Genomic DNA, 20,961 nt, shown 5'->3' on the forward strand with positions numbered 1-20,961 from the left:
ATGGCTCTTCACTTCGAACCCGCCGAATTCGAGGCCCGTCGTGCCCGCCTGATCGAGAAGATGGCAGAGGAAAAGCTGGATGCCGTGCTGCTTTTCGCCCAGGAAAGCATGTACTGGCTGACCGGCTACGACACCTTCGGCTATTGCTTCTTCCAGACGCTGATCGTCAAGGCCGATGGCTCGGTTGCGCTGTTGACGCGTTCCGCCGACCTGCGCCAGGCCCGCCATACCTCCAATATCGAAAACATCGTCATCTGGGTGGATCGCCTCAATGCCGATCCGACGCTCGATCTCAAGAACCTGATGAGCGAAATGGACCTGCTCGGTTGCCGCGTCGGCATCGAGTTCGACACCCACGGCATGACAGGACGGGTGGCGCGCCTGCTGGATAATCAACTGGCAAGCTTCTGCCAGATCGTCGATGCTTCCTATCTCGTGAGCACACTTCGACTGGTGAAAAGCCCAGCCGAGATTGCCTACGCCAAGCGTGCCGGTGAGCTTGCCGATGATGCGCTCGATGCAGCCATCGCGCTCATCAAGCCGGGTGCAGATGAGGCCGACATTCTGGCTGCCATGCAGGGCGCGGTCTTTTCCGGAGGCGGCGATTACCCTGCCAACGAATTCATCATCGGCTCCGGCCCCGATGCGCTTCTGTGCCGCTACAAGGCCGGCCGCCGCAAGCTCGATGCCAAGGACCAGATCACGCTCGAATGGGCTGGCGCCAGCGCCCATTATCACGCGGCGATGATGCGCACCGTCGTCATCGGCGAACCGGAGTTCCGCCACAAGGAACTCTACAATGCCTGCGCCGAAAACATCCGCGCCATCGAAGAGGTTCTTCGCCCCGGCAACACCTTCGGCGACGTCTTCGATGTGCATGCCAAGATCATGGATGAGCGCGGCCTGACCCGCCACCGCCTCAACGCCTGCGGCTACTCGCTTGGCGCACGCTTCTCGCCGTCCTGGATGGAGCACCAGATGTTCTACGCCGGAAACACACAGGAAATCCTGCCCAACATGACCCTCTTCGTTCACATGATCATCATGGACAGCGATGCCGGCATCGCCATGACGCTCGGTCAGACCTATGTGACGACAGAAGGCGCGCCGCAATCGCTCTCACGCCACAGCCTCGACATGCTGACCGCCTGAAGACGGTTTGACTCGAAACCCAAACGGCACTTTAATCGCGCCCATTCTGGGGAGACGGAGCCGATGATGATGAGATACAGGGCATGAGCAGGCTGGGTGGGATCCTTGCAGTTCCCGGGCTCTTGATGGCTCTTTCTGCATGCAACACCAGTGATGCGCTCACACCGCAAGTCAATGTCGGGCATAACCAGACGGCATCGACTCCTGTCAATCAGGGCGATCTCGACCAGATGGCGGCAGCCGCTGATCGTTCCGGTTCCGGCGTTGCACCGCAAGTACCAGCCTACGCGCCGCAGAACACGCTGCAGGCGCAAGCCCAGGCGATGACCAGCGGCGTTCAATACGGTCAGCCGGTCAGCCGCCAGCCGCAGCAACCGCGAGCCGCTCAGCCGCAGCAGCAGACTGCAGCACTTGCTTCGTCGGGTGCCCCCAGTATCCGCTTCCTGCCGATTATCGGCGCGCCGGTCCAGGCCGTAACACCGCTCTCCAGACAACTTGGAGCGGAGGCCCGCGCCAAGGGGCTGACGATCCTGCCTTCCGCCGATACCTCCGCCACGAACATCCTGAAGGGCTATCTTTCGGCTTTTGAAGATGGCGGCAAGGTCACGGTCGTCTATGTCTGGGACATTCTCGATGCCAATGGCGCTCGGCTTCATCGCCTCCAGGGGCAGGAAGCCGTGGCGTCACGCGGGGGCGACCCGTGGTCGGCCGTCACCGATGGCGTGATGCAGAAGATCGCAGCCAAGACGCTGGACGATTACCAAGCATGGCGGCAGAGCGGGCGTGGATAAGTCAGTCGGTCGAAAGCACCTGCGCCGATCCAATCGATTGAAGAGACAGTTGAAAACAGTCGAGTCACAAAGTTTTCACGAAAATCATGGGTAACGGGGTTCCGGCTATTGCATTCACAGGCAACAGCGCTATTAAGGCGCCCATGGCAAAATGGCATGTCCGGCGCCCTTCTGGGCCGGGTATTCCTTCCCGTTGAACGACGCACTGGCCGCGGAACAGACTTAAAAATCCCGGGCTCAAGCGATGGCATGGAAAACAGGCGGCACCCATGAAGGTTTTCGCAGGCAATTCGAACCGGCATCTGGCCGAAGCGATCTGCAAGTATCTCAATGTTCCCCTGGGAAATGCCACAGTAAAACGGTTTGCGGACCAGGAAATCTTCGTAGAAATCGGTGAAAATGTACGCGGCGAGGATGTTTTCGTCGTCCAGTCCACATCCTTCCCGGCCAATGACCACCTGATGGAACTGCTGATCATGATCGACGCCATGCGTCGTTCCTCGGCAAAGCGCATCACTGCCGTTCTCCCCTATTTCGGCTACGCCCGCCAGGACCGTAAAGCCGGTCCAAGAACGCCGATCTCGGCCAAGCTCGTCGCCAATCTCATTACCGAAGCCGGTGCCGATCGCGTCCTGACGCTCGATCTTCACGCCGGTCAGATCCAGGGTTTCTTCGATATCCCGACGGACAACCTCTTCGCCGCACCGATCCTCGCCCGCGACGTGAAGGAACACTACGACACCAAGAACGTCATGGTTGTTTCCCCAGACGTGGGTGGCGTGGTGCGCGCCCGCTCGCTTGCCAAGCGTCTCGACTGTCTTCTCGCCATCGTCGACAAGCGCCGCGATCGTCCCGGCGAATCCGAGGTCATGAACGTCATCGGTGACGTGTCCGGCAAAGACTGTATCCTGATCGACGACATCGTCGATTCCGGCGGCACGCTCTGCAACGCCGCAGAAGCCCTGCTAAAGAACGGCGCGACCAGCGTCACCGCCTACATCACCCACGGCGTTCTCTCCGGCGGCGCCGTTGCTCGCGTGTCATCCTCCAAGCTGCGCGAACTCGTCATCACCGACAGCATCCAGCCGACCACCGGCGTCCAATCCGCGCACAACATCCGCGTGATCACCACCGCCACCCTGCTCGGCGAAGCGATCAACCGCACGGCGATGGAACAGTCGGTCTCGGGCCTCTTCGATTGATCTAGCTGTTCCTCTGCCTTCTATCTGCGACATTGGAAACGAGTAGGATTAAATCCTATCTTGTTGTAATCTCCGTGCGCGATAATGAAGGTGATGACTATGCGCACAACCCAGTCCCTCAGCATAACCCTACCCTTGGACATGGCGGAAATGGTCAAAGCCAAGGTTGCATCTGGTGAGTATGCGAGCGAAAGCGAAGTGATCCGCGACGGTTTGAGAACGCTCGCCGCGCGAGACGCGGCGGTGGACCGTTGGCTACGGGATGAGGCGGCTCAGGCGTACGATGCTCACAAAGCAGATCCCACACGCACGGTTACACTCGAGGAAGGCTTGGCAAACGTCCGATCCCGCATCGCCCAGCGCAAAGGTCGCGGTTGAGTGAAGCGTTATATGGTGCGCCTCACCCCCGAGGCGCAAAACGATCTCGTCAGCATTTATGACTATATCATTGAGGTATCAGGCTCATCCGTCGTCGCTGACAGATATCTTGATCGCATCGGTAACTTCTTGAGCGGTCTGTCCGTATTTCCGGAGCGGGGCACGCTCAGAGATGACGTCCGTGACGGACTGCGGATTATTGGCTTTGAGCGGAACGCCAGCATCGCCTTTATCGTCGAAGATGAGCGTGTCATCGTTCTCCGTATTCTTGGCAAAGGACAAGAATTTCGCGAATCCAACTAAGGTTGAAGCGGCCTTAGTCGAGGGCCACGTCTGAACGTCGCTGTGACAGCCTCATCTTTTCCTTCGCCGCCCATGCCTGTAGAAGAACTGCCGTCTTCAGACCTCTCCTTATCAACATAACCAGCCACCGCCCACCGTAGATTCGGGAATGCTCCAGAATGGCCGACACGTCCGAAACAACGGGCCGGAGGCCCAGCACGTGCCGATGCTCTCCAATTGCGAGAAGACGATAAAGAACAAGCGTCGTCAGGGCGGCAAAGAGGATCGACATCGTCGTATCGCTGAGGAAATGCCGTCCCGCTGCCATGCGCATGGCAGCCGTTGCGATAATCAGGAAGGCAGCGACCAAGGCGCAGACTATCTTTCCCCTACGCGTGAGTTGCGGCCAGAGCAAAACGCAGACCGGTAATACGACGCTGGCAATCAGGGCTGCCTCGCCGGATGAAAAGGAACAGTTCTTGAAGCACTGATTGCTGAGCTGAAACGCTGGCGTAAATGTCTGGGTGCCACCGAATTCGAGAACGCCATCCGGCCGCGCGCGACCGAGCCAGGTTTTCAAAATGCCATTGACCAGCAGCCCGGCGCAGGCCAGCGTGTTGCCCCAGATAAAGGCCCACACGCGCCAGCCGGTCTGTTGCGTGGTTCCGATCAGGACGTTGCCCAGGAAGATGAGGAATGTCACGACGGCGAAGGCCTCACCGCCGTGGCGCAGAACATCTCTCCAGAACATGAAGTCCGGGCTGCGACCCACCCAGTCTCCTGCCTGCCCGCTGAAGAACAGGGTGGAAATTCTCAGGTCCAGGAAGGGGAAAGCCGCAAAAACGATCACGGCGCACAGCGTTGCGATCGTCAGCCAGATGGTGAGCCGCATATGGACGATATCATGGTCCATGGTTCGCACCCTCAAGACAGGAGGCCGGAATTTTCCAGAGGCCGACGGTGGCGCGTCCCATGAAACCGGCGGCCGCCACCCATTGGGCTTCCGCCGGCTCATCCTTGACGCAGGCAGGGAGCGAGTCGGCACGCGATAGAAGAAGCGCGTTAGTCTCCTCCCCCGGCAGCAGCGGATAGAGCAGCGCATAGTGACTGGATGGAGGCTCGGCACCCTCGTTCCACGCGAGCGGCGCAATATGATGATCGTCTCTCAACTGATAGAACATTTCCGCCAGGAAGGACCGGTCGGAGGCGACCAGGACGTGAGCGTCCAGCCTTCTCGCATCCGCAATTGCTGTCGATACCAGAGCGGATCGGCCAAGATAGCGCTTCAACGCGAGCTCGCCATTGGGAAGACGCAACTCCGTACCGAAAATGGTGAGCAGCGGCAGGATAATGGCGACCACGGTATTGAGAATAAGCGACGCCCGCAGCCAGTGCGGCCGTTCCGCAAGCCATGGCGTCGCAAGCAGGAGGCCTGCTGCATAGGCGCCGACCGCCCAATTGGCGAAGGCACGCGAGACCAACGCCTGCACCGTCATCAACAGGAGAAGCGGAATGCTGAGCGCGCAGAGAGCGCGGACTGTCGGCGTTCTCATGTCCCGCAAGGCCATCAGCATGGCGATGAAGACGAAGGGTCCGACAACCCCGGCCTGCGCACCGAAAAAGCCGAGAGCCGAGCCGAAGTTCAGCCCCGCCGCATTCCAATGCGCAATGGACACGGTGTGACGAGCGGTGGCAAAATCATGCGTATAGTTCCACCACAGATTGGGCGCAACCACAGCCGTGGCAACGAGACCCGCCAGGAACGCATGCGACCAGTGGACCCGCCAGTTCCTGTCCAGCAATGCCGCCAGCGGCACGAAGGGAAACAGAAAGGCCATGGCGTATTTCGACAGAAAGCCCAGCCCGACCGCAAAGCCAAGCCCTGCCGCCAGTATCAAGCCGAGTGGTCCGCCGTCATCGCGCACCGCCGCAAGCTTGCGCCACAGGATCAGCGACACGACGATGAAAAACAGCATCGGCGTATCGGTGGAAATCAACAGGCTGGAAAGCGAGACGCCGGGCAGCGTGATGTAGATGATCGCCGCCAGCGCTCCGATCCGCGCATCATAGATCATCCGTCCGAGATAGAACATCGCAGCCGCTGTCATCGCATGCATGATGGGTGCCGCCAAACGGATGTCGAAAGTCCCCTCACCGCCCGTCATCCACGTGGTCAGGCGAATGACCCAGCCGATCAGCGGCGGCTTGGAATAGGCGCCGAACGCCATCTCCCGGCTCCAGAGCCAATATTGCGCTTCATCGACAAAGAGATCGGTATGGTTGAACGCAAGACAGACGATGCGGAACAAGGTTACGCCGAGGATAGAGAAGAGCGCAATCGACCACCATCGGGCGCTATCCGTCTCCAATGGATGGGTGTCCGCGGCACCTTGAAACTGTCCCGCGATCCCGCTCATGCCTGACACCGACTGGACGTGAAAATCACTTGTGAGAAATGGAAAAAGAAAAGGCGCATATCGATCCGCTCAAAAAGAACGACGACGATATGCGCCTGATTAATGACACCATTACGTCAATTCGGAAGGCTTCTACACAAACAAGTCAGCGCGCATCCCGAATTGCGACACCAGCGAAAAGACGGTGGTGTCGCTTTCAACCGGCATCAGAAGAAGCCGAGTTTGTTCGGGCTGTAGGAGACCAGCAGGTTCTTGGTCTGCTGGTAATGATCGAGCATCATCTTATGCGTCTCGCGACCGATCCCCGACTGCTTGTAACCACCGAAAGCAGCGCCTGCCGGATAAGCGTGGTAGCAATTGGTCCACACGCGACCGGCTTCGATGCCGCGACCTGCTCGGTAAGCGAGGTTCGTATCGCGGCTCCAGACACCCGCACCCAGGCCATAAACCGTGTCATTGGCGATTTCGATCGCTTCTTCCACCGTCTTGAAGGTTGTGACGGAAACAACAGGGCCGAAGATTTCCTCCTGGAAAACCCGCATCTTGTTGTTGCCTTCAAAGACCGTGGGCTGGATGTAGAAGCCGTCCTTCAGATTGCCGGAGAGAGATTTCTTGTCGCCGCCGGTCAGCACCTTGGCGCCTTCCTTCTTGCCGATTTCAAGGTAGCTCATGATCTTGTCGAACTGTTCCTGCGACGCCTGCGCACCGATCATGGTGGAAGCATTCAGCGGATCGTCCTGGCTGATCGCCTGCACCCGCTTCAGCGCCTTTTCCATGAAGCGGTCATAGATCGATTCATGCACCAGCGCGCGGGACGGGCACGTGCAGACTTCGCCCTGGTTCAGCGCGAACATGGCAAAGCCTTCGAGCGCCTTGTCGAGGAAGGCATCATCCTCATTCATCACATCGGCAAAGAAGACGTTTGGCGACTTGCCGCCGAGCTCCAGCGTGATGTTGGTGATGTTGTCCGCCGCATAGCGCATGATTTCCTTGCCGACCGAGGTCGAGCCGGTGAAGGCGATCTTGGCGATACGGTTGCTCTGCGCCAGTGGCTTACCGGCTTCGGTGCCGAGACCGTTGACGATATTAATGACGCCCGGCGGCAGAAGATCTTCGATCAGTTCCATGACGAGCAGGATCGAAGCGGGCGTCTGTTCGGCCGGCTTCAGAACCACGCAGTTGCCGGCGGCAAGTGCCGGCGCAAGCTTCCACGCTGCCATCAGGATCGGGAAGTTCCAGGGAATGATCTGGCCGACGACGCCGAGCGGCTCATGGAAATGATAGGCGACGGTGTCGTTGTCGATCTGCCCGATGGAGCCTTCCTGCGCGCGAATGCAGCCTGCGAAATAACGGAAGTGATCGACAGTCAGCGGAATATCGGCATTGGTGGTTTCGCGAAGCGGCTTGCCGTTATCCCAGGTTTCCGCCCGGGCGATGAGATCGAGATTGTCCTCGATACGCTGAGCGATCTTCAAAAGAATATTGGAGCGTTCGGTGACGCTGGTGCGGCCCCAGGCTGCGCGCGCCTTATGCGCCGCATCCAGTGCAGCCTCGATATCGTTGGCATCGGATCGCGGCACTTCGCAAATCTTCTGCCCGGTAACGGGGGAGATATTGTCCATGTAGCGGCCGGACTTCGGTTCCACCCATTTGCCACCGACATAGTTGCCGTATTTCAGTTTGAACGGAGTTTCACCCGCTTTATGCTGAACTTGGATGTTCATGTCTTTCATCCTCCCTGATGAACAACGATCGATGTTTGATCGCGTGGAGAGAGGTTGTGCCGATACTCGGGTAAATCAAAGAGGCATCGGGCCGTTCCGCACTGCACAGTGTTTCACATCTGCGACAACGGCCACGCCAATCGGAAGGACCACCTCACGCTCAGTGAACGGACAGCTTCTTCATCTTGCGGTGAAGCGTTGCGCGGCTGATCCCCAGCAATTCGGACGCCTGTGTCACATTGCCATTGGTTCGCGCCAGAACCCGCCTCAGAGCCGCGCGCTCAGCCTCCATCAGGTCGCTCCCCTTGTCATGGCGCTCTTCCTTGAGCGCATCCGATGCGGGGATGCCTTGCGCAATGCGCGCATCGTCGAGACGCAGTGCAAGTCTAGCCGCGCGGGTCGCACCAAGAATGATATCGTCCTGATCGACAGCCAGCAGCGACAGCATCGTTGATTGCGCAGACGGCACGATCAGGATGCGCGCGCCTGGAAAGGCACGGCGGAACAGGTTGCCCTCGATACGCTGTGCGGCATCGCGAACGGTCTGCGTCACCATGGAGAAAGTCAGCTCGTTGATGTCCTCCCGGCAGGTTGAAATGTCGAGCGCCCCCGTCACCTGGCCCCTGTGATCGCGGATCGGCGCCGTCGTGCAGGAGAGATTGATGTTGGAGCTGAAGAAATGCTGGTCGCGGTAGACCACCGCCGGGCGCTCATCGGCAAGTGCCGTGCCGATACCATTGGTGCCGACACTCGCCTCGCTCCACAGCGCGCCGGACCACAGCCCGGCCTTGCGAAAATCTTCATCGTCACCCGCAGCACCGCGCCGTTCCAAAGCCACGCCTTTGGCATCGGTCAACAGCAGGCAGCAACCGGCCCTGCCAACGGTTGAAAAGATGCGGTCGATTTCATCCGCGCTTTCCGCCAGAAGATCGGATGCCTCGTCGCGTGCCCTTCGGAATTCCGCCTCCGACAGAAAGATCGGCTTGCGGTTTTCCTCCGGCGCCAGATGATGCATCATCATGCAGCGGCGCCAGGAGGCGACGATCGGGGAACTTGCGGCAGCCGAGGAATGATTGGCGCTTTCATAGACATGATTGGCGTGTGCGGCGTCGTTCGACATAGGCTCCTCCCAAAGCTTCTGATATGGTGCGCCGGTTGCGCGATGCTTTCAACCATAAAATAGTCGTATGCGACGCCGCAGGCTCATTACGATTAGGCGGATTGCCCGTAATCGAACGGAAAGCCCACACGGCCTTGCGTTTGCGGACGCTTTATACTATAGCGCGCGCATCCGTGTAGACACCCTTGGAGGCAACACGGTCGGGTTGGCGCCTGCGCCGCTCCAGTTCTCGTCCGGCCAAGCCGGTTTGAACTCTCCATATAACCTCGAAAAGGAAATGCCATGAGCAAAGAAACTTATGAGCTCAAGGCCGAGGCGCGCGAACGAGTTGGTAAGGGGTCCTCTCGTGAACTTCGCCGCAACGGTTTGATTCCCGCTGTCATCTATGGTGACAAGCAGGCCCCGATTTCTATCGCGATTTCGACCAACGAAATCACCAAGCGCATCCACGGCGGCGGCTTCATGACGACGATCGCAACGATCGACGTTAACGGCCAGAAGTACAAGGTTCTGCCGAAGGACTACCAGCTGGACCCGGTTCGTGACTTCACGATGCACGTGGACTTCCTGCGCGTTTCGGCCAACTCGAGCGTCACTGTCGAAATTCCGGTTCACTTCGTCAATGAAGAGAAGTCCGAGATCAAGACCGGCGGCGTTCTGAACATCGTTCGCCACACGATCGAAGCCACCGTTCCTGCGGACCAGATTCCGGACGCGATCACGGTCGACCTCGAAGGTCTGAAGATCGGCGACAGCGTTCACATCTCGCAGATCAAGCTGCCGAAGAACGTTACCCCGACGATCACCGATCGCGACTTCACCGTTGCAACGATCGTTCCGCCGGTTGTGGACGTTGTTGAAGACGAAGCATCCGCTGCTGAAGAAGCAGACGACGCAAACAAGTCCGAATAAGACCTGTTCGTTTTTCTTGAAGAAGCTCCGTATCGAAAGATGCGGGGCTTTTTTTATTTGGCACGAACTCTCTCAAGAACGAGCCGTGCAGCTCTGCGGCTTTTGCGGCGAACAACGAGAGCGCCGTGCATCCTTTTCAGACGCATCAAGCACGCTCTCCCCTTGGAAGCGACCCATAGCGCTTTCCGAAAGTCGGTTCCAATCTTCGGAAAGCACGATGCTGTAGTCAAGAAATGATTAAGCATTCTCCGAAACGATAACTCAAAGCTTTGACTCTACAACCGCAACTGGAAAAGGCCGCCGCGGCGCTCAGGCCTTTACCGGATGAACAGGAGTTTGTGAGGATCAAGAGAGGGCAGATGACCCATTCGGTCGAGAGGCGATTTCTGGCGATCATATCCGGCGCATTGCTGGCCATCGTCGCACCGCTTTTTACGATTCTGCTGATCCTTGCCTATAATGCCGCGAGTTCCAGCCAGGCAGACCGGCTCGAAATTCTCATTGTCGCCAATGCCCAGGCTCTTGGGCGTCCCCTCTGGGATCTCGATGACGAGAGCATAAATCAGATTACCGGCACGCTCATCACCGACCCGGCGATCTACATGGTCCGGGTCACGGACAGCTTTGGACAGCTTGACGTTACCCAGACATCGAATGGTACCCGCGGCGACGACATGTCTTCTCTCAGCCGGGACATCTTTTACAAGAACCTCGACGGCGAGACCAAAGTCGGAACGATCAAGATCTTCTTCCATAATGTCGGCTTGTTCTCGTCACTGGACGGGATAGAGCTCTCCTTTCTATCGATCTTCATTCTGGCGATCTTGACGGTATTCGGCGCGGCCATCGTCGGCAACCGGATGATGATCATGCGCCCGCTTCTACGGCTGACGGCGGCCATCGAGGCGACCCGCAGATTGGGTTCTCGCCACCATGTCGACTGGCGCTCCCGCGACGAGATGGGAAGGCTGGCAGAGAGCTTCAACGAGATGCAGACGCAGCTCGAACGGGAAGAATACGAGATCAAGCGCGCGCATCGGCGCACGACCGAGATCTATAACCGCACGCCCGCCATGCTGTTTTCGCTCGACCCGGAAAATCGGGTCGCAGCGGTCAGTGATTATTGGGTCAAGGCGACAGGCTATAGCCGCGAGAATGCCCTTGGCTGCTTTTTTGAAGCGTTTCTCCATCCGGACGATCGGGAGAGTTTCCGGAAGCGGCATCAGAGCCGTCCGTCTGACCATCTCGATGAATCCTACGCGGCGGAATGCACCGTCCGCTTCATCTGCGCCTGTGGGCGTTCGATGGATGTGCTGATTGCCGAAAAGACGCTGCAGACCGGCATCGAGGATACCAGCGCAGATGTGCTGAGCGTGATGACGGATGTGACCGAACTTCGCCAGTCCGAACAGCGCAACGGCCTTCAGGCCATTTCCGACCATCTCACCGGGCTTTTGAACCGGCAGGGCTTCGAAGCCATGCTGGACCAGAAGATTCTCGATGCCGATGCGGCACAGTCGAAGCTCGCCTGCCTGTTTATCGATCTCGACCGCTTCAAGGGCATCAACGACAATTTCGGCCACGCGGCGGGCGATGCGGTTCTCAAACAATTCGTTGCCCGGCTGAGAGACGTTCTCAATCCGCAGGACGCGGCCTCGCGGCTTGGCGGAGACGAGTTTGCGCTACTGCTTGCGGGATCGGACGCTGAAGAGCGCTCCCTGAACCTTTGCGACAAGATCAGCGCGATGTTCAATGACCCCTTCATGGTCGATCGCCAAAGCATTCGTCTCAGCGCCAGCATCGGTCTTGCCATCTATCCGGAACATGCAGGCAGCGCGTCTGAATTGTTGCAGCATTCCGATCTTGCCATGTACACCAAGAAGCGCGCCGGAAAGAATGGCGCGCAGATTTTCGACGCCACGATCATGAACGAGGCGCGTCAGCGGGCCGAGATCGAGCAGGACATCGAGCAGGCAATTGACGAAAACTGGTTGGAGGCGCACTTCCAGCCTATCCTCAACATGCGGACGGGCACCACCTGCGGCTTCGAAGCCCTGATGCGGCTGAACCATCCGCGCAAGGGATTACTCCCGCCCGGCCCGATCATCCGCGTTGCCGAAGAGAATGGCACCATAAAGCGTCTCGGCAATCGCGTTCTTGAGCATTCCATCCAAAATCTTGCGGAAATCTCGAACGTTCCCGGTCTCGAAGACGCCTATGTTGCCGTCAACTTCTCTGCCCAGCAATTTGAGGCGGGGCTTCCCACCCGGATCGCCGGCCTGCTGCACCGCTACCGTATCGTTCCGCAGCGCCTCGTCGTGGAAATCACCGAAGCAGTGATGATGCATGACGATCCGCAGGTGCGCGCCGTGTTGAATGCAATCAGCCTGCTTGGATGCCGGATTGCGCTTGATGATTTCGGCACAGGCTATTCTTCGCTGAGCTACCTCAATCGCTTCCCCGTCGATATCGTCAAGATCGACCAGTCTTTCACGCGCTCCATCAGCAATGATGCGCCCGATATCAGCAAGAGAAGCCGCATGTTGGTCGAGGGTATCAGCGCGATCTCCCACAAGATGAACTGCCTCGTCATCGCCGAAGGCATAGAGACCGAAGAACAGAAGACAATGCTACAAGAAATGGGAGTTGATTGCGGCCAGGGCTATTTGTTTTCCAGACCACGCGCGATCCAGTCGCTGATTGAGGTCTATACGGCGCCGTCTGAGAACGGAGAGAGACCACAAGCTGTGCAGTAATAGGCTGCGGGAGGGGAAGCAGTGTTACGAGCAATTCTTGTATGGATCGGCCTGTCGGTTTGCATGCTGAGCGCAACCTCAGCCAGCGCCGAGAAGCTTTTTTTATCGAGCGAATATTATCCACCCTACAATCTTCGCGATGCCGATGGGCAGCCAAGCGGTGTCTATTGGGATCAGTTGAAGATCATACTGGAGCGTACCGATACGCAGTATGAAGCAGCGGTAATGCCCTGGGCGCGCGCCATCACATTGGCAGAAACGACGCCCATGCATTGCGTCTTCGCGGCCGCACGCACCCCCGAGCGCGAGCCGCGCTTCAAGTGGGTTTCTCCCATCCACACGGATCGCAATGTTCTGGTCGCGCGTCGGGGCCATGTCATGAACATCAAGACGCTGGAGGATGCCAAACAATACACGGTCGGAACGCAGCGTAACGACTATACCGAAGGCTTGCTCCGCTCGATGAACTTTCCGCGCATCGACATCAGCGCCGACTTTAACAACACGCTGTCAAAGCTTGCCGCAGGCCGCATCGACCTGATGCCCATGTCGGAAAGCGCGCTGAAAAACCTTGCCCAGAAAGACTTCGAAGAGGTTATCACCTTCAGTCGGCAGAGGCTTGGTCTTGCCTGCAACAAAAGCGTGCCGGACAGTTTGATCGAGAAAATGCAGAAGGTGCTGGACGATCTGATTGCCGATGGCACCCAGAGGCGCATCTACGAGAAATACGGTCTGGTCATCAGCGACTAAACGATTTGGTCTTCACAAAGAAGTTGACACCCGCCCCGTTTCGCGTTGGTGAAGTGTATCGATTTGAGTGAAACGGAATTTCGTCCATGATCATCATTGCTGGCCTCGGCAACCCAGGCAATCAATATGCCGGCAACCGCCACAATATCGGCTTCATGGCCGTCGATGCCCTGCAACGCCTGCCCTCCTTCACGCCGTGGTCGAGAAAATTCAAGGCGGAAATCTCCGAAGGGGAGATCGCTGGCGAGAAAATCCTGCTGATGAAGCCGCTCACCTTCATGAACCTGTCGGGCGAAGCCGTCGGCGAAGCGATGCGCTTCTACAAGCTGACGCCCGGCGACATCATCGCCATCCACGATGAACTGGATCTGCCCGCCGGCCGCGCCCGCATCAAGACCGGTGGCGGACATGGGGGCCATAATGGCCTGAAATCCCTCGACGCCCATTGCGGCAAGGAATATCGCCGCCTGCGCCTCGGCATCGGCCACCCGGGAGATAAGGACCGCGTGCACGGTCATGTGCTTGGCGATTTTGCCAAGGCCGACAAGACATGGCTTGATCCGCTGCTTGACGCGATCGCGGACAATGCCGCCATGCTGGTGAAGGGCGAAGACTCCCAGCTTATGAACAAGCTGGCACTTGCCACCGGCACAAAGACCGACGTTGAAAAAGCCGCCAAGGCAGCAAAGCCAGCAGCACAATCGCACATCCATCAGGCGCGAAACCACGCTCAGCCGAAAAAACTGCCGGAGACCGGCCCCATGGCCGAGATGCTGAAGAGGATGTTCGGCAAGAAGGACTGACGACAAAAGTCGTCACCGGCTTTAGCCTGATCAGACGACAGGCCACGCAGGATTGGGGATATGGCGCCTTGAAACACAGCGCGACCTCCCCATCTCTTTGCGCATGACCAATATCGGCCATTTGATTGTGATCTTCCCGAACAAGGCGCTCCATGGATAAGGAAGCGCCGCATCAAAGCATGGCGGCGGCACTCAAGCATCTGCCGCATGACCTTCCCGACCGCGTAACGCTCGATTGTCTGCTGGACCGGCTTGGCGACAAGGCAATTGCCTTCGTCCTGTTGGTCTTCGCCATTCCCGCGATCATTCCGACGCCTGGCATTCCGGCTGGCATGATCTTCGGAACGGCACTCGCAATCCTCTCGCTGCAGATGATGTTCCGCGCGCGTAGGTTGGTCCTGCCCGCTATTCTCGGCCGGCTTTCCGTCTCTCGATCGATCATCGAATTGACGGCAGACAAGGCCGCACCGCGACTGGAGAAACTGGAAGCGCTGCTGAAACCGCGCGGGCACGTGTTGGCGCGCTTCGCCGGACCGGCCTTTATCGGGATCGTGATTTTCCTGATGTCAGTGATCATTGCGCTTCCAATCCCGTTCGGCAACACGCTACCCGGCATTACAGTGCTGATCATCGCCTTGGCGCTGGCGCAACGCGATGACCTGGCACTTCTCGGCGGACTGGTTCTGGCCTTCGTCTCGGTGCTCTTCTCCGTCGGCATCGTCTATGGTGGCTGGGCACTGATATCCGCTTGGTTTGGGCTCAGTCCGCCTGCAGTCTAACCGCGAAAGGGCGGATTTCTCGCCCTTTGCTGCAACAAGGCTTGACCTTGCTCCGGCGTTTCCGCAAAAGGCTGGCAAACAGAAATTCAAAAGTTAAAGACAGGTTTAAGCCATGGGCTTCAAATGCGGTATCGTCGGCCTGCCGAATGTCGGCAAGTCTACCCTCTTCAACGCGCTGACGAAAACGGCAGCGGCACAGGCGGCAAACTATCCTTTCTGCACCATCGAGCCGAACACCGGTGAAGTCGCCGTGCCGGATGCCCGCATGCGCGTTTTGGCCGACATTGCCGGCTCCAAGGAAATCATCCCGACGCGTATCTCATTCGTCGATATCGCCGGTCTTGTCCGCGGCGCCTCGAAGGGCGAAGGCCTCGGCAACAAATTTCTGGCCAACATCCGCGAAGTGGACGCTGTCGTTCACGTGCTGCGCTGCTTTGAAGATGACGACATTACCCACGTCGAAGGCCGCATCAATCCGGTTGGCGATGCCGAGACCATCGAAACCGAGCTGATGCTCGCCGATCTGGAAAGCCTGGAGCGCCGCGTTGAGCAGACGCGCAAGCGTGCCATCTCGAAAGACAAGGATTCGCTCGCACAGCTTCCGGTCATGGAAGCGGTGATCAAGCTTCTCAACGAAGGCAAGCCCGCCCGCCTTCTGTTGAAGACGCTGGCAGCCGATGAGATCGAAGTCCTCAAGGGCCTCAACCTTCTAACCTCGCACCCGGTCCTTTACGTCTGCAACGTGGCGGAAGCCGATGCTGTCGATGGCAACGAACACACCAAGGCCGTTGCCGAAATGGCAAAGGCGCAAGGTGCCGAATGCGTCATCATTTCCGCCGCGATCGAATCCGAAGTCGCACAGTTGCCGGAAGAGGAATCCAAGGAGTTTCTGTCGGCGCTTGGTCTCGAAGAGGCCGGCCTCGACCGTCTGATCCGCGCCGGTTACCACCTCCTCGATCTCATCACCTACTTCACCGTGGGCCCGAAGGAATGCCGCGCCTGGACCATCGTCCGCGGCACCAAGGCCCCGCAGGCAGCCGGCGTCATCCACACCGATTTCGAGCGCGGCTTCATCCGCGCTTTCACCATCGGCTATGACGATTACGTCGCCTACAAGGGCGAAGTCGGCGCCAAGGAAGCTGGCAAGGGCCGCGATGAAGGCAAGGAATATGTGGTCCAGGACGGCGACGTCATCCACTTCCGCTTCAATACCTGATCGAATACAAGGCTGCGGGTGGCTAACGCCCGCGGCACGTGGACGGCGACGAAGCTGCGTTGCCGTCCCTAATCCCAGGATAGCCTTGGACTTTTGACGACAGGGAACATTCAAACGTCTAGTCGCATCCTAGTCTTAGAGGCGTTGCTGTTGCCCGTTGCTGAGAGCAACTCATCCCCCATTTTCATCAACCCGTGACCGTTCTGACCTTTACGTAAAGGGAATATTTGCGTTAGCTTACGTCAGAGTCCATTTGGAGGCTCGGCGCAGAGGACGCGAAAAGTATCGACCGATCAACCCGTCCGACTGTCCAAACAGGCTCAGAGCATCACGGGACGGAGGAGTAAGCTCGTGAAATATAGTTTCGAAGATTTTGCGCCCGGGCGCAGCTTTCCACTTGGACCCAAGACGGTGACGGCGGAAGAAATCATCGAATTCGCCCTGGAATTCGATCCACAGCCCATGCATCTTTCAGAAGAAGCCGGCAAGGCCAGCATCCTGGGTGGTCTTGCCGCATCCGGCTGGCACACCTGCGGCATGCTGATGCGCATGACGGTGGATAGCTATATCAGCAAGTCTGATCCACAAGCGGGACTGGGCGTCGACTTCGTCGAATGGAAGAAGCCCGTTTTAGCAGGCGACACGCTGAGCGGTATATCCAAGGTCATGGATCGTCGCGTGTCGAAATCCCGACCAGACCGAGGCGTCGTCAAGCTGCGTCATGAATTGCAAAATCAGCACGGCGAGACGGTCTGCATCGTTGAATTGAACGCCATGGTGGCAACATCGGCGGAGGCGACGCCATGACGTTCATCGAGCTCTACCCTGCCGGCCAAAGACTTGAACTTGGGACCATCCACTTCTCGGCGGAATCGATCATCCGCTATGCCGAAAAATTCGATCCGCAGCCGTTTCACCTGAGTGAAGAAGGCGCCAGGAACTCCGTCTTCGAAGGTCTCTGCGCATCCGGCTGGCAGACAAGCGCATCCTGGATGAAGTGCTTCCTGAACTACTGGACGAAGGAAGTGAAACGATTGACAAGCGAAGGCATCGAGCCACCAAAGCTCGGTCCCTCCCCCGGGCTTTCTGAACTCAGGTGGCTGCATCCGGTCTATGCCGGAGACGACGTCACCTATTTCACCACGCTCCTCAACGCTCGCCCGCTGGCCTCGCGCCCCGGCCTGCTGATGAACACGACACTGAACGAAGGCGTCAACCAGCGTGGTGAACTCGTGGTGACGTTTGAAAGCAAGGTCTTGGAGTTTCAGTAGACGTCAGACCGCGTCGCGCAAAGCGGCAGCTCTTGCGCGACAGACTTTTGCACAATGACGGCAATCTCCCGCCCGATCCCCAAAGATCAGTGCCCGGAGAACTCCACAAGCGTCCGCACCTCGACGCCAAGGTCTTCCAGCTTCTTGCGACCGCCGAGATCGGGAAGGTCGATGACGAAGCAGGCTGAGACGATCTCGGCGCCCATTTGCCGCAAGAGCTTCACGGCACCTTCAGCCGTTCCGCCTGTCGCAATCAAGTCATCCACCAGAATGACTTTCTCACCCGGCTGCACGGCATCGACGTGCATCTCCATCTCGTCGACGCCGTATTCGAGGCTGTAAGCCACGCGTACAGTGGTGTGCGGCAGCTTGCCCTTCTTGCGGATCGGCACGAAGCCGGTGGAAAGCTGATGCGCCATGGCGCCGCCCAGAATGAAGCCGCGCGCCTCGATGCCAGCGATCTTGTCGACCTTGGTGCCTACATAGGGATTGACGAGTTCATCCACCGCGCGGCGGAAGGCGCGTGGATTGCCAAGGAGCGTGGTGATGTCGCGAAAGATGATGCCGGGCTTCGGATAATCGTTGATGGAGCGAATGGCGGCAGCAAGTTCCGAGGCAATAGCAGTCATGATTTGTCCAGTTGATGTGACAGATTGGAAGGTTGCCGCACCTTATCAAGTTGATGTCGGCGAACCAACGAAAAAGGCACGGCCCTTATTCGCCGGTCGTCATGCTCGGCATTTTGGCCCATACCGGACAGACATCTTCGAAGGAATGGGCGTGAGGCCGTAACGCCTCATCCTCACGATCGTCAAAACTTGCCCAGACAAGCGCAACGACAGGCTCATCGTCGATTGCGCCAAGCGTGCTGCCGCAAGCGGCGCAGAAGGCGCGGCTGGAATAATCTGAGGAACGATAGGTCGACGGTGCACCGCCGCGGCCTGTCCAGAGAACATCATCCGCGTTGAACTCCACGAAGGTGAGGCTGGTCGCACCTGAGTGCCGCTGGCAGATCTCGCAGGAGCACGTGTGAGCATTGCGCGGCACGGCCTTGGTTTCAAAGCGAACAGAGCCACAAAAACAGCCTCCGGTCCGGATTTTCGTCATCGAGCCGCTCCTACAGGTCACGAAAAAGCCCCGCGAGTGACCGCGGGGCTCTTAAGCAGATTATGCGAAAGCTATCAGTGCTCTTTCCGCGAATAAACCGACTTCTTCGTGAGGTAGATCAGTGCCGTGAAGATGAACAGAAATATCATCACCATGAAGCCGGTGCGCTTGCGCGCTTCCAGATGCGGCTCTGCGGCCCACATCAGGAATGCCGAGATATCTCTGGAATATTGCTCCAGGGTCTGCGGCGTGCCGTCATCATAGGTCACCTGATCGTTGCTGATGGGCGGAGCCATCTTCAACGATGTAGCGCTGCCGAAATAGGGATTGAAGTGGGTGCCTTCCGGGACCTTGTAATCCGAACCATCCGGGTTCTTGATGCCGGCTGGCGGCTCCTGATATCCCGTCAGCAGCGCGTGGATGTAATCCGGGCCGCCTTCCTGATAACCGCCGACGATCGGGATCATGTCGATGATGAACTGCGGGAAACCGCGTTCCACACCGCGCGCCTTGGCGAGCAGTGACATGTCCGGAGGGGCAGCGCCGCCGTTGGAGGCAGCAGCTGCTTCCTTGTTCGGGTAAGGCGACGGGAAGTGGTCGGATGGCACAGCCTTGCGGGTGAACATCTCACCATCGGCATTCGGACCGTCCTGCACTTCGTATTCCGCAGCGAAAGCTTTCACCTGGTCTTCCGAGTAGCCCAGGCCTTCCAGCGTGCGGAAGGCAACCAGGTTCATCGAATGACAGGCGGAACAGACTTCCTTGTAGATCTTCAGGCCGCGTTGCAGCTGACCCTTGTCATATTTGCCGAAGGGACCGGCGAAGGACCACTTTTCCTCATGCGGCTTCAGGATGGGGAAGTGCCCGCCTGCAATCGCATGGGTGGTCTTGGACGCCAGATCATCGTGGCCTTCTTCTGCCGAGGCGGTGGTAAACCCGCCGAGGACGGCCATGAGCGCGATGCCGGTTACAAGCTTCTTCATTGTCATCACTCTCTCCCGCACTCAGATCTTCACGCCGGCAGGGCGCGTCTGTTGTCGCCTTGGCGTTCTTTTCGAGAACGGCCTCGGTGATCGAATTCGGGATCCGCCGTGGCGTTTCGAACAGGCCAAGAAGAGGCATGATGGCGAGGAAGAAGCCGAAGTAGTAGAGCGTGCCCAACTGCGACATCGTCACGTAAAGGCCTTCCGCCGGGCGAGAGCCGAGCCAGCCGAGCATGATGGCATTGGCAACGAAAATCCAGAAGAACAGCTTGTACCAGGGACGATAGACCGCGGAGCGAACTTTGGACGTATCGAGCCAAGGCAGGAAGAACAGCACGACGATCGCACCGAACATCACCAGAACGCCGCCGAGCTTGGAATCGATCGGGCCGACATTGAAGGTGATGGCGCGCAGCATGGCGTAGAACGGCAGGAAGTACCATTCCGGCACGATGTGAGCCGGGGTCTTCAGCGAGTCCGCCATGATGTAGTTGTCGGGATGGCCGAGGAAATTCGGCATGTAGAAGACGAACCAGGCATAGGCGATCAGGAACACAGAAACACCAAGTGCATCCTTCAACGTCGCGTAGGGCGTGAACGGAACCGTGTCCGTCTTGCTCTTGACCTCGACGCCTGTCGGGTTGGTCTGGCCCGTCACATGCAGCGCCCAGATATGCAGGATCACGACACCGGCAATCATGAAGGGCAGCAGGTAGTGCAGCGCAAAGAAGCGGTTCAGCGTCGGCTGATCAACGGCGAAGCCGCCGAGCAGGAACTGCTGGATCCACTCACCCACCAGCGGGAAAGCGGTGAAGAAGCCGGTGATAACGGTCGCACCCCAGAAGGACATCTGGCCCCAGGGCAGAACATACCCCATGAAGCCGGTCGCCATCATCAGAAGGAAGATGACACAGCCGAGAATCCAGAGGATTTCACGAGGAGCCTTGTAAGAACCATAATAGAGACCGCGGGCGATATGCAGATAGACCGCGATGAAGAAGAAAGACGCGCCATTGGCATGCATATAGCGCAGCAGCCAGCCATGGTTGACGTCGCGCATGATCTTCTCGACGGAGGTGAAGGCAACCGTCGTTTCAGCGGCATAATGCATGGCAAGCACCACGCCCGTCAGGATCTGCACGATCAGCATGACGGAGAGCATGGCGCCGAAGGTGTAAGCGTAGTTCAGATTGCGCGGAACCGGATAGGCCACGAAGCTGTCATAGATCATACGCGGCAGCGGAAGGCGGGAGTCGACCCATCTCTCGATACCGGTCGATGGCTGGTAACTGGAATGACCACTCATTTCATCTGTCCC

General features: G+C 58.3%; 20 protein-coding genes and 1 pseudogene. 13 read left to right on the forward strand and 8 right to left on the reverse strand.

The features are described 5' to 3' along the window. The 5 genes from QE408_RS18490 to QE408_RS18510 all read left to right on the forward strand — a co-directional run bounded on the left by QE408_RS18490 (nucleotide 1) and on the right by QE408_RS18510 (nucleotide 3,826). Nucleotides 1–1,152 (forward strand): M24 family metallopeptidase, encoded by a 1,152-nt coding sequence (locus QE408_RS18490; protein WP_306933690.1) that lies wholly within the window; start codon nucleotides 1–3, stop codon nucleotides 1,150–1,152. Nucleotides 1,153–1,235: 83 nt separating this feature from the next. Beyond that, nucleotides 1,236–1,943 carry a hypothetical protein gene (locus QE408_RS18495; protein WP_306933692.1) on the forward strand — a complete coding sequence of 236 codons (708 nt, stop codon included), beginning with the start codon at nucleotides 1,236–1,238 and terminating at the stop codon, nucleotides 1,941–1,943. A 269-nt stretch (nucleotides 1,944–2,212) separates the two neighbouring features. After that, on the forward strand, nucleotides 2,213–3,145 hold the full coding sequence (locus QE408_RS18500) for a ribose-phosphate pyrophosphokinase (RefSeq protein WP_306933695.1): 933 nt from the start codon (nucleotides 2,213–2,215) through the stop codon (nucleotides 3,143–3,145). A gap of 99 nt (nucleotides 3,146–3,244) precedes the next feature. Continuing rightward, a complete protein-coding gene (locus QE408_RS18505; RefSeq protein WP_306933696.1) occupies nucleotides 3,245–3,523 on the forward strand; it encodes a ribbon-helix-helix domain-containing protein in 279 nt (92 codons plus the stop codon). A 12-nt stretch (nucleotides 3,524–3,535) separates the two neighbouring features. Next, a complete protein-coding gene (locus tag QE408_RS18510) occupies nucleotides 3,536–3,826 on the forward strand; it encodes a type II toxin-antitoxin system RelE/ParE family toxin (protein WP_306933697.1) in 291 nt (96 codons plus the stop codon). Between the two features lie 13 nt (nucleotides 3,827–3,839). On the opposite strand, the gene QE408_RS18515 is transcribed toward QE408_RS18510, so the two are convergent. The 4 genes from QE408_RS18515 to QE408_RS18530 form a co-directional block, all read right to left on the reverse strand. Further along, complete coding sequence (locus tag QE408_RS18515; protein ID WP_306933698.1) at nucleotides 3,840–4,718, reverse strand: phosphatase PAP2 family protein; 879 nt, start codon at nucleotides 4,716–4,718, stop codon at nucleotides 3,840–3,842. Beyond that, entirely contained in the window at nucleotides 4,708–6,222 is a 1,515-nt protein-coding gene (locus tag QE408_RS18520; protein ID WP_306933700.1) for an ArnT family glycosyltransferase, read from the reverse strand. The genes QE408_RS18515 and QE408_RS18520 overlap by 11 nt, the downstream gene beginning before the upstream one ends. 206 nt (nucleotides 6,223–6,428) lie before the next feature. Continuing rightward, nucleotides 6,429–7,946 carry an acetaldehyde dehydrogenase ExaC gene (gene exaC, locus QE408_RS18525; RefSeq protein ID WP_306933701.1) on the reverse strand — a complete coding sequence of 506 codons (1,518 nt, stop codon included), beginning with the start codon at nucleotides 7,944–7,946 and terminating at the stop codon, nucleotides 6,429–6,431. A gap of 160 nt (nucleotides 7,947–8,106) precedes the next feature. Then, complete coding sequence (locus QE408_RS18530) at nucleotides 8,107–9,066, reverse strand: helix-turn-helix domain-containing protein (protein ID WP_306933704.1); 960 nt, start codon at nucleotides 9,064–9,066, stop codon at nucleotides 8,107–8,109. Between the two features lie 282 nt (nucleotides 9,067–9,348). Between QE408_RS18530 and QE408_RS18535 the strand changes: the two genes are divergently transcribed. From QE408_RS18535 to QE408_RS18570, 8 genes are all read left to right on the forward strand, one after another. Beyond that, nucleotides 9,349–9,978, forward strand: coding sequence for a 50S ribosomal protein L25/general stress protein Ctc (locus QE408_RS18535; protein WP_306933706.1), 630 nt, complete (start codon nucleotides 9,349–9,351; stop codon nucleotides 9,976–9,978). Between the two features lie 359 nt (nucleotides 9,979–10,337). Next, a complete protein-coding gene (locus tag QE408_RS18540) occupies nucleotides 10,338–12,734 on the forward strand; it encodes a bifunctional diguanylate cyclase/phosphodiesterase (protein WP_306933708.1) in 2,397 nt (798 codons plus the stop codon). 63 nt (nucleotides 12,735–12,797) lie between these two features. Continuing rightward, on the forward strand, nucleotides 12,798–13,484 hold the full coding sequence (locus tag QE408_RS18545; RefSeq protein ID WP_373465587.1) for a substrate-binding periplasmic protein: 687 nt from the start codon (nucleotides 12,798–12,800) through the stop codon (nucleotides 13,482–13,484). Between the two features lie 86 nt (nucleotides 13,485–13,570). Further along, nucleotides 13,571–14,287, forward strand: a complete 717-nt coding sequence (gene pth / locus QE408_RS18550) for an aminoacyl-tRNA hydrolase (protein ID WP_306933712.1) — start codon at nucleotides 13,571–13,573, stop codon at nucleotides 14,285–14,287. Nucleotides 14,288–14,439: 152 nt separating this feature from the next. After that, complete coding sequence (locus QE408_RS18555; RefSeq protein WP_306933715.1) at nucleotides 14,440–15,066, forward strand: exopolysaccharide biosynthesis protein; 627 nt, start codon at nucleotides 14,440–14,442, stop codon at nucleotides 15,064–15,066. 112 nt (nucleotides 15,067–15,178) lie between these two features. Next, nucleotides 15,179–16,282, forward strand: coding sequence for a redox-regulated ATPase YchF (gene ychF / locus QE408_RS18560; protein WP_306933717.1), 1,104 nt, complete (start codon nucleotides 15,179–15,181; stop codon nucleotides 16,280–16,282). Nucleotides 16,283–16,633: 351 nt separating this feature from the next. Beyond that, nucleotides 16,634–17,089, forward strand: a complete 456-nt coding sequence (locus tag QE408_RS18565) for a MaoC family dehydratase (RefSeq protein WP_306933718.1) — start codon at nucleotides 16,634–16,636, stop codon at nucleotides 17,087–17,089. Further along, nucleotides 17,086–17,553, forward strand: a complete 468-nt coding sequence (locus QE408_RS18570) for a MaoC family dehydratase (RefSeq protein WP_306933720.1) — start codon at nucleotides 17,086–17,088, stop codon at nucleotides 17,551–17,553. The genes QE408_RS18565 and QE408_RS18570 overlap by 4 nt, the downstream gene beginning before the upstream one ends. An 86-nt stretch (nucleotides 17,554–17,639) precedes the next feature. Here QE408_RS18570 and QE408_RS18575 read toward each other — a convergent pair whose 3' ends face one another. From QE408_RS18575 to QE408_RS18590, 4 genes and pseudogenes are all read right to left on the reverse strand, one after another. After that, nucleotides 17,640–18,182 (reverse strand): adenine phosphoribosyltransferase, encoded by a 543-nt coding sequence (locus QE408_RS18575; protein ID WP_306933722.1) that lies wholly within the window; start codon nucleotides 18,180–18,182, stop codon nucleotides 17,640–17,642. Nucleotides 18,183–18,267: 85 nt separating this feature from the next. Further along, nucleotides 18,268–18,660, reverse strand: a complete 393-nt coding sequence (locus QE408_RS18580) for a GFA family protein (RefSeq protein ID WP_306933724.1) — start codon at nucleotides 18,658–18,660, stop codon at nucleotides 18,268–18,270. Nucleotides 18,661–18,734: 74 nt separating this feature from the next. After that, nucleotides 18,735–19,643, reverse strand: coding sequence for a cytochrome c1 (locus QE408_RS18585; RefSeq protein ID WP_306934859.1), 909 nt, complete (start codon nucleotides 19,641–19,643; stop codon nucleotides 18,735–18,737). A 55-nt stretch (nucleotides 19,644–19,698) separates the two neighbouring features. Then, nucleotides 19,699–20,949 (reverse strand): annotated as a pseudogene (locus QE408_RS18590) (cytochrome b); the annotation flags it as partial. Between the last annotated feature and the right edge of the window lie 12 nt (nucleotides 20,950–20,961).

It is taken from the genome of Agrobacterium larrymoorei (assembly GCF_030819275.1).
Lineage (GTDB): Bacteria > Pseudomonadota > Alphaproteobacteria > Rhizobiales > Rhizobiaceae > Agrobacterium > Agrobacterium larrymoorei_B.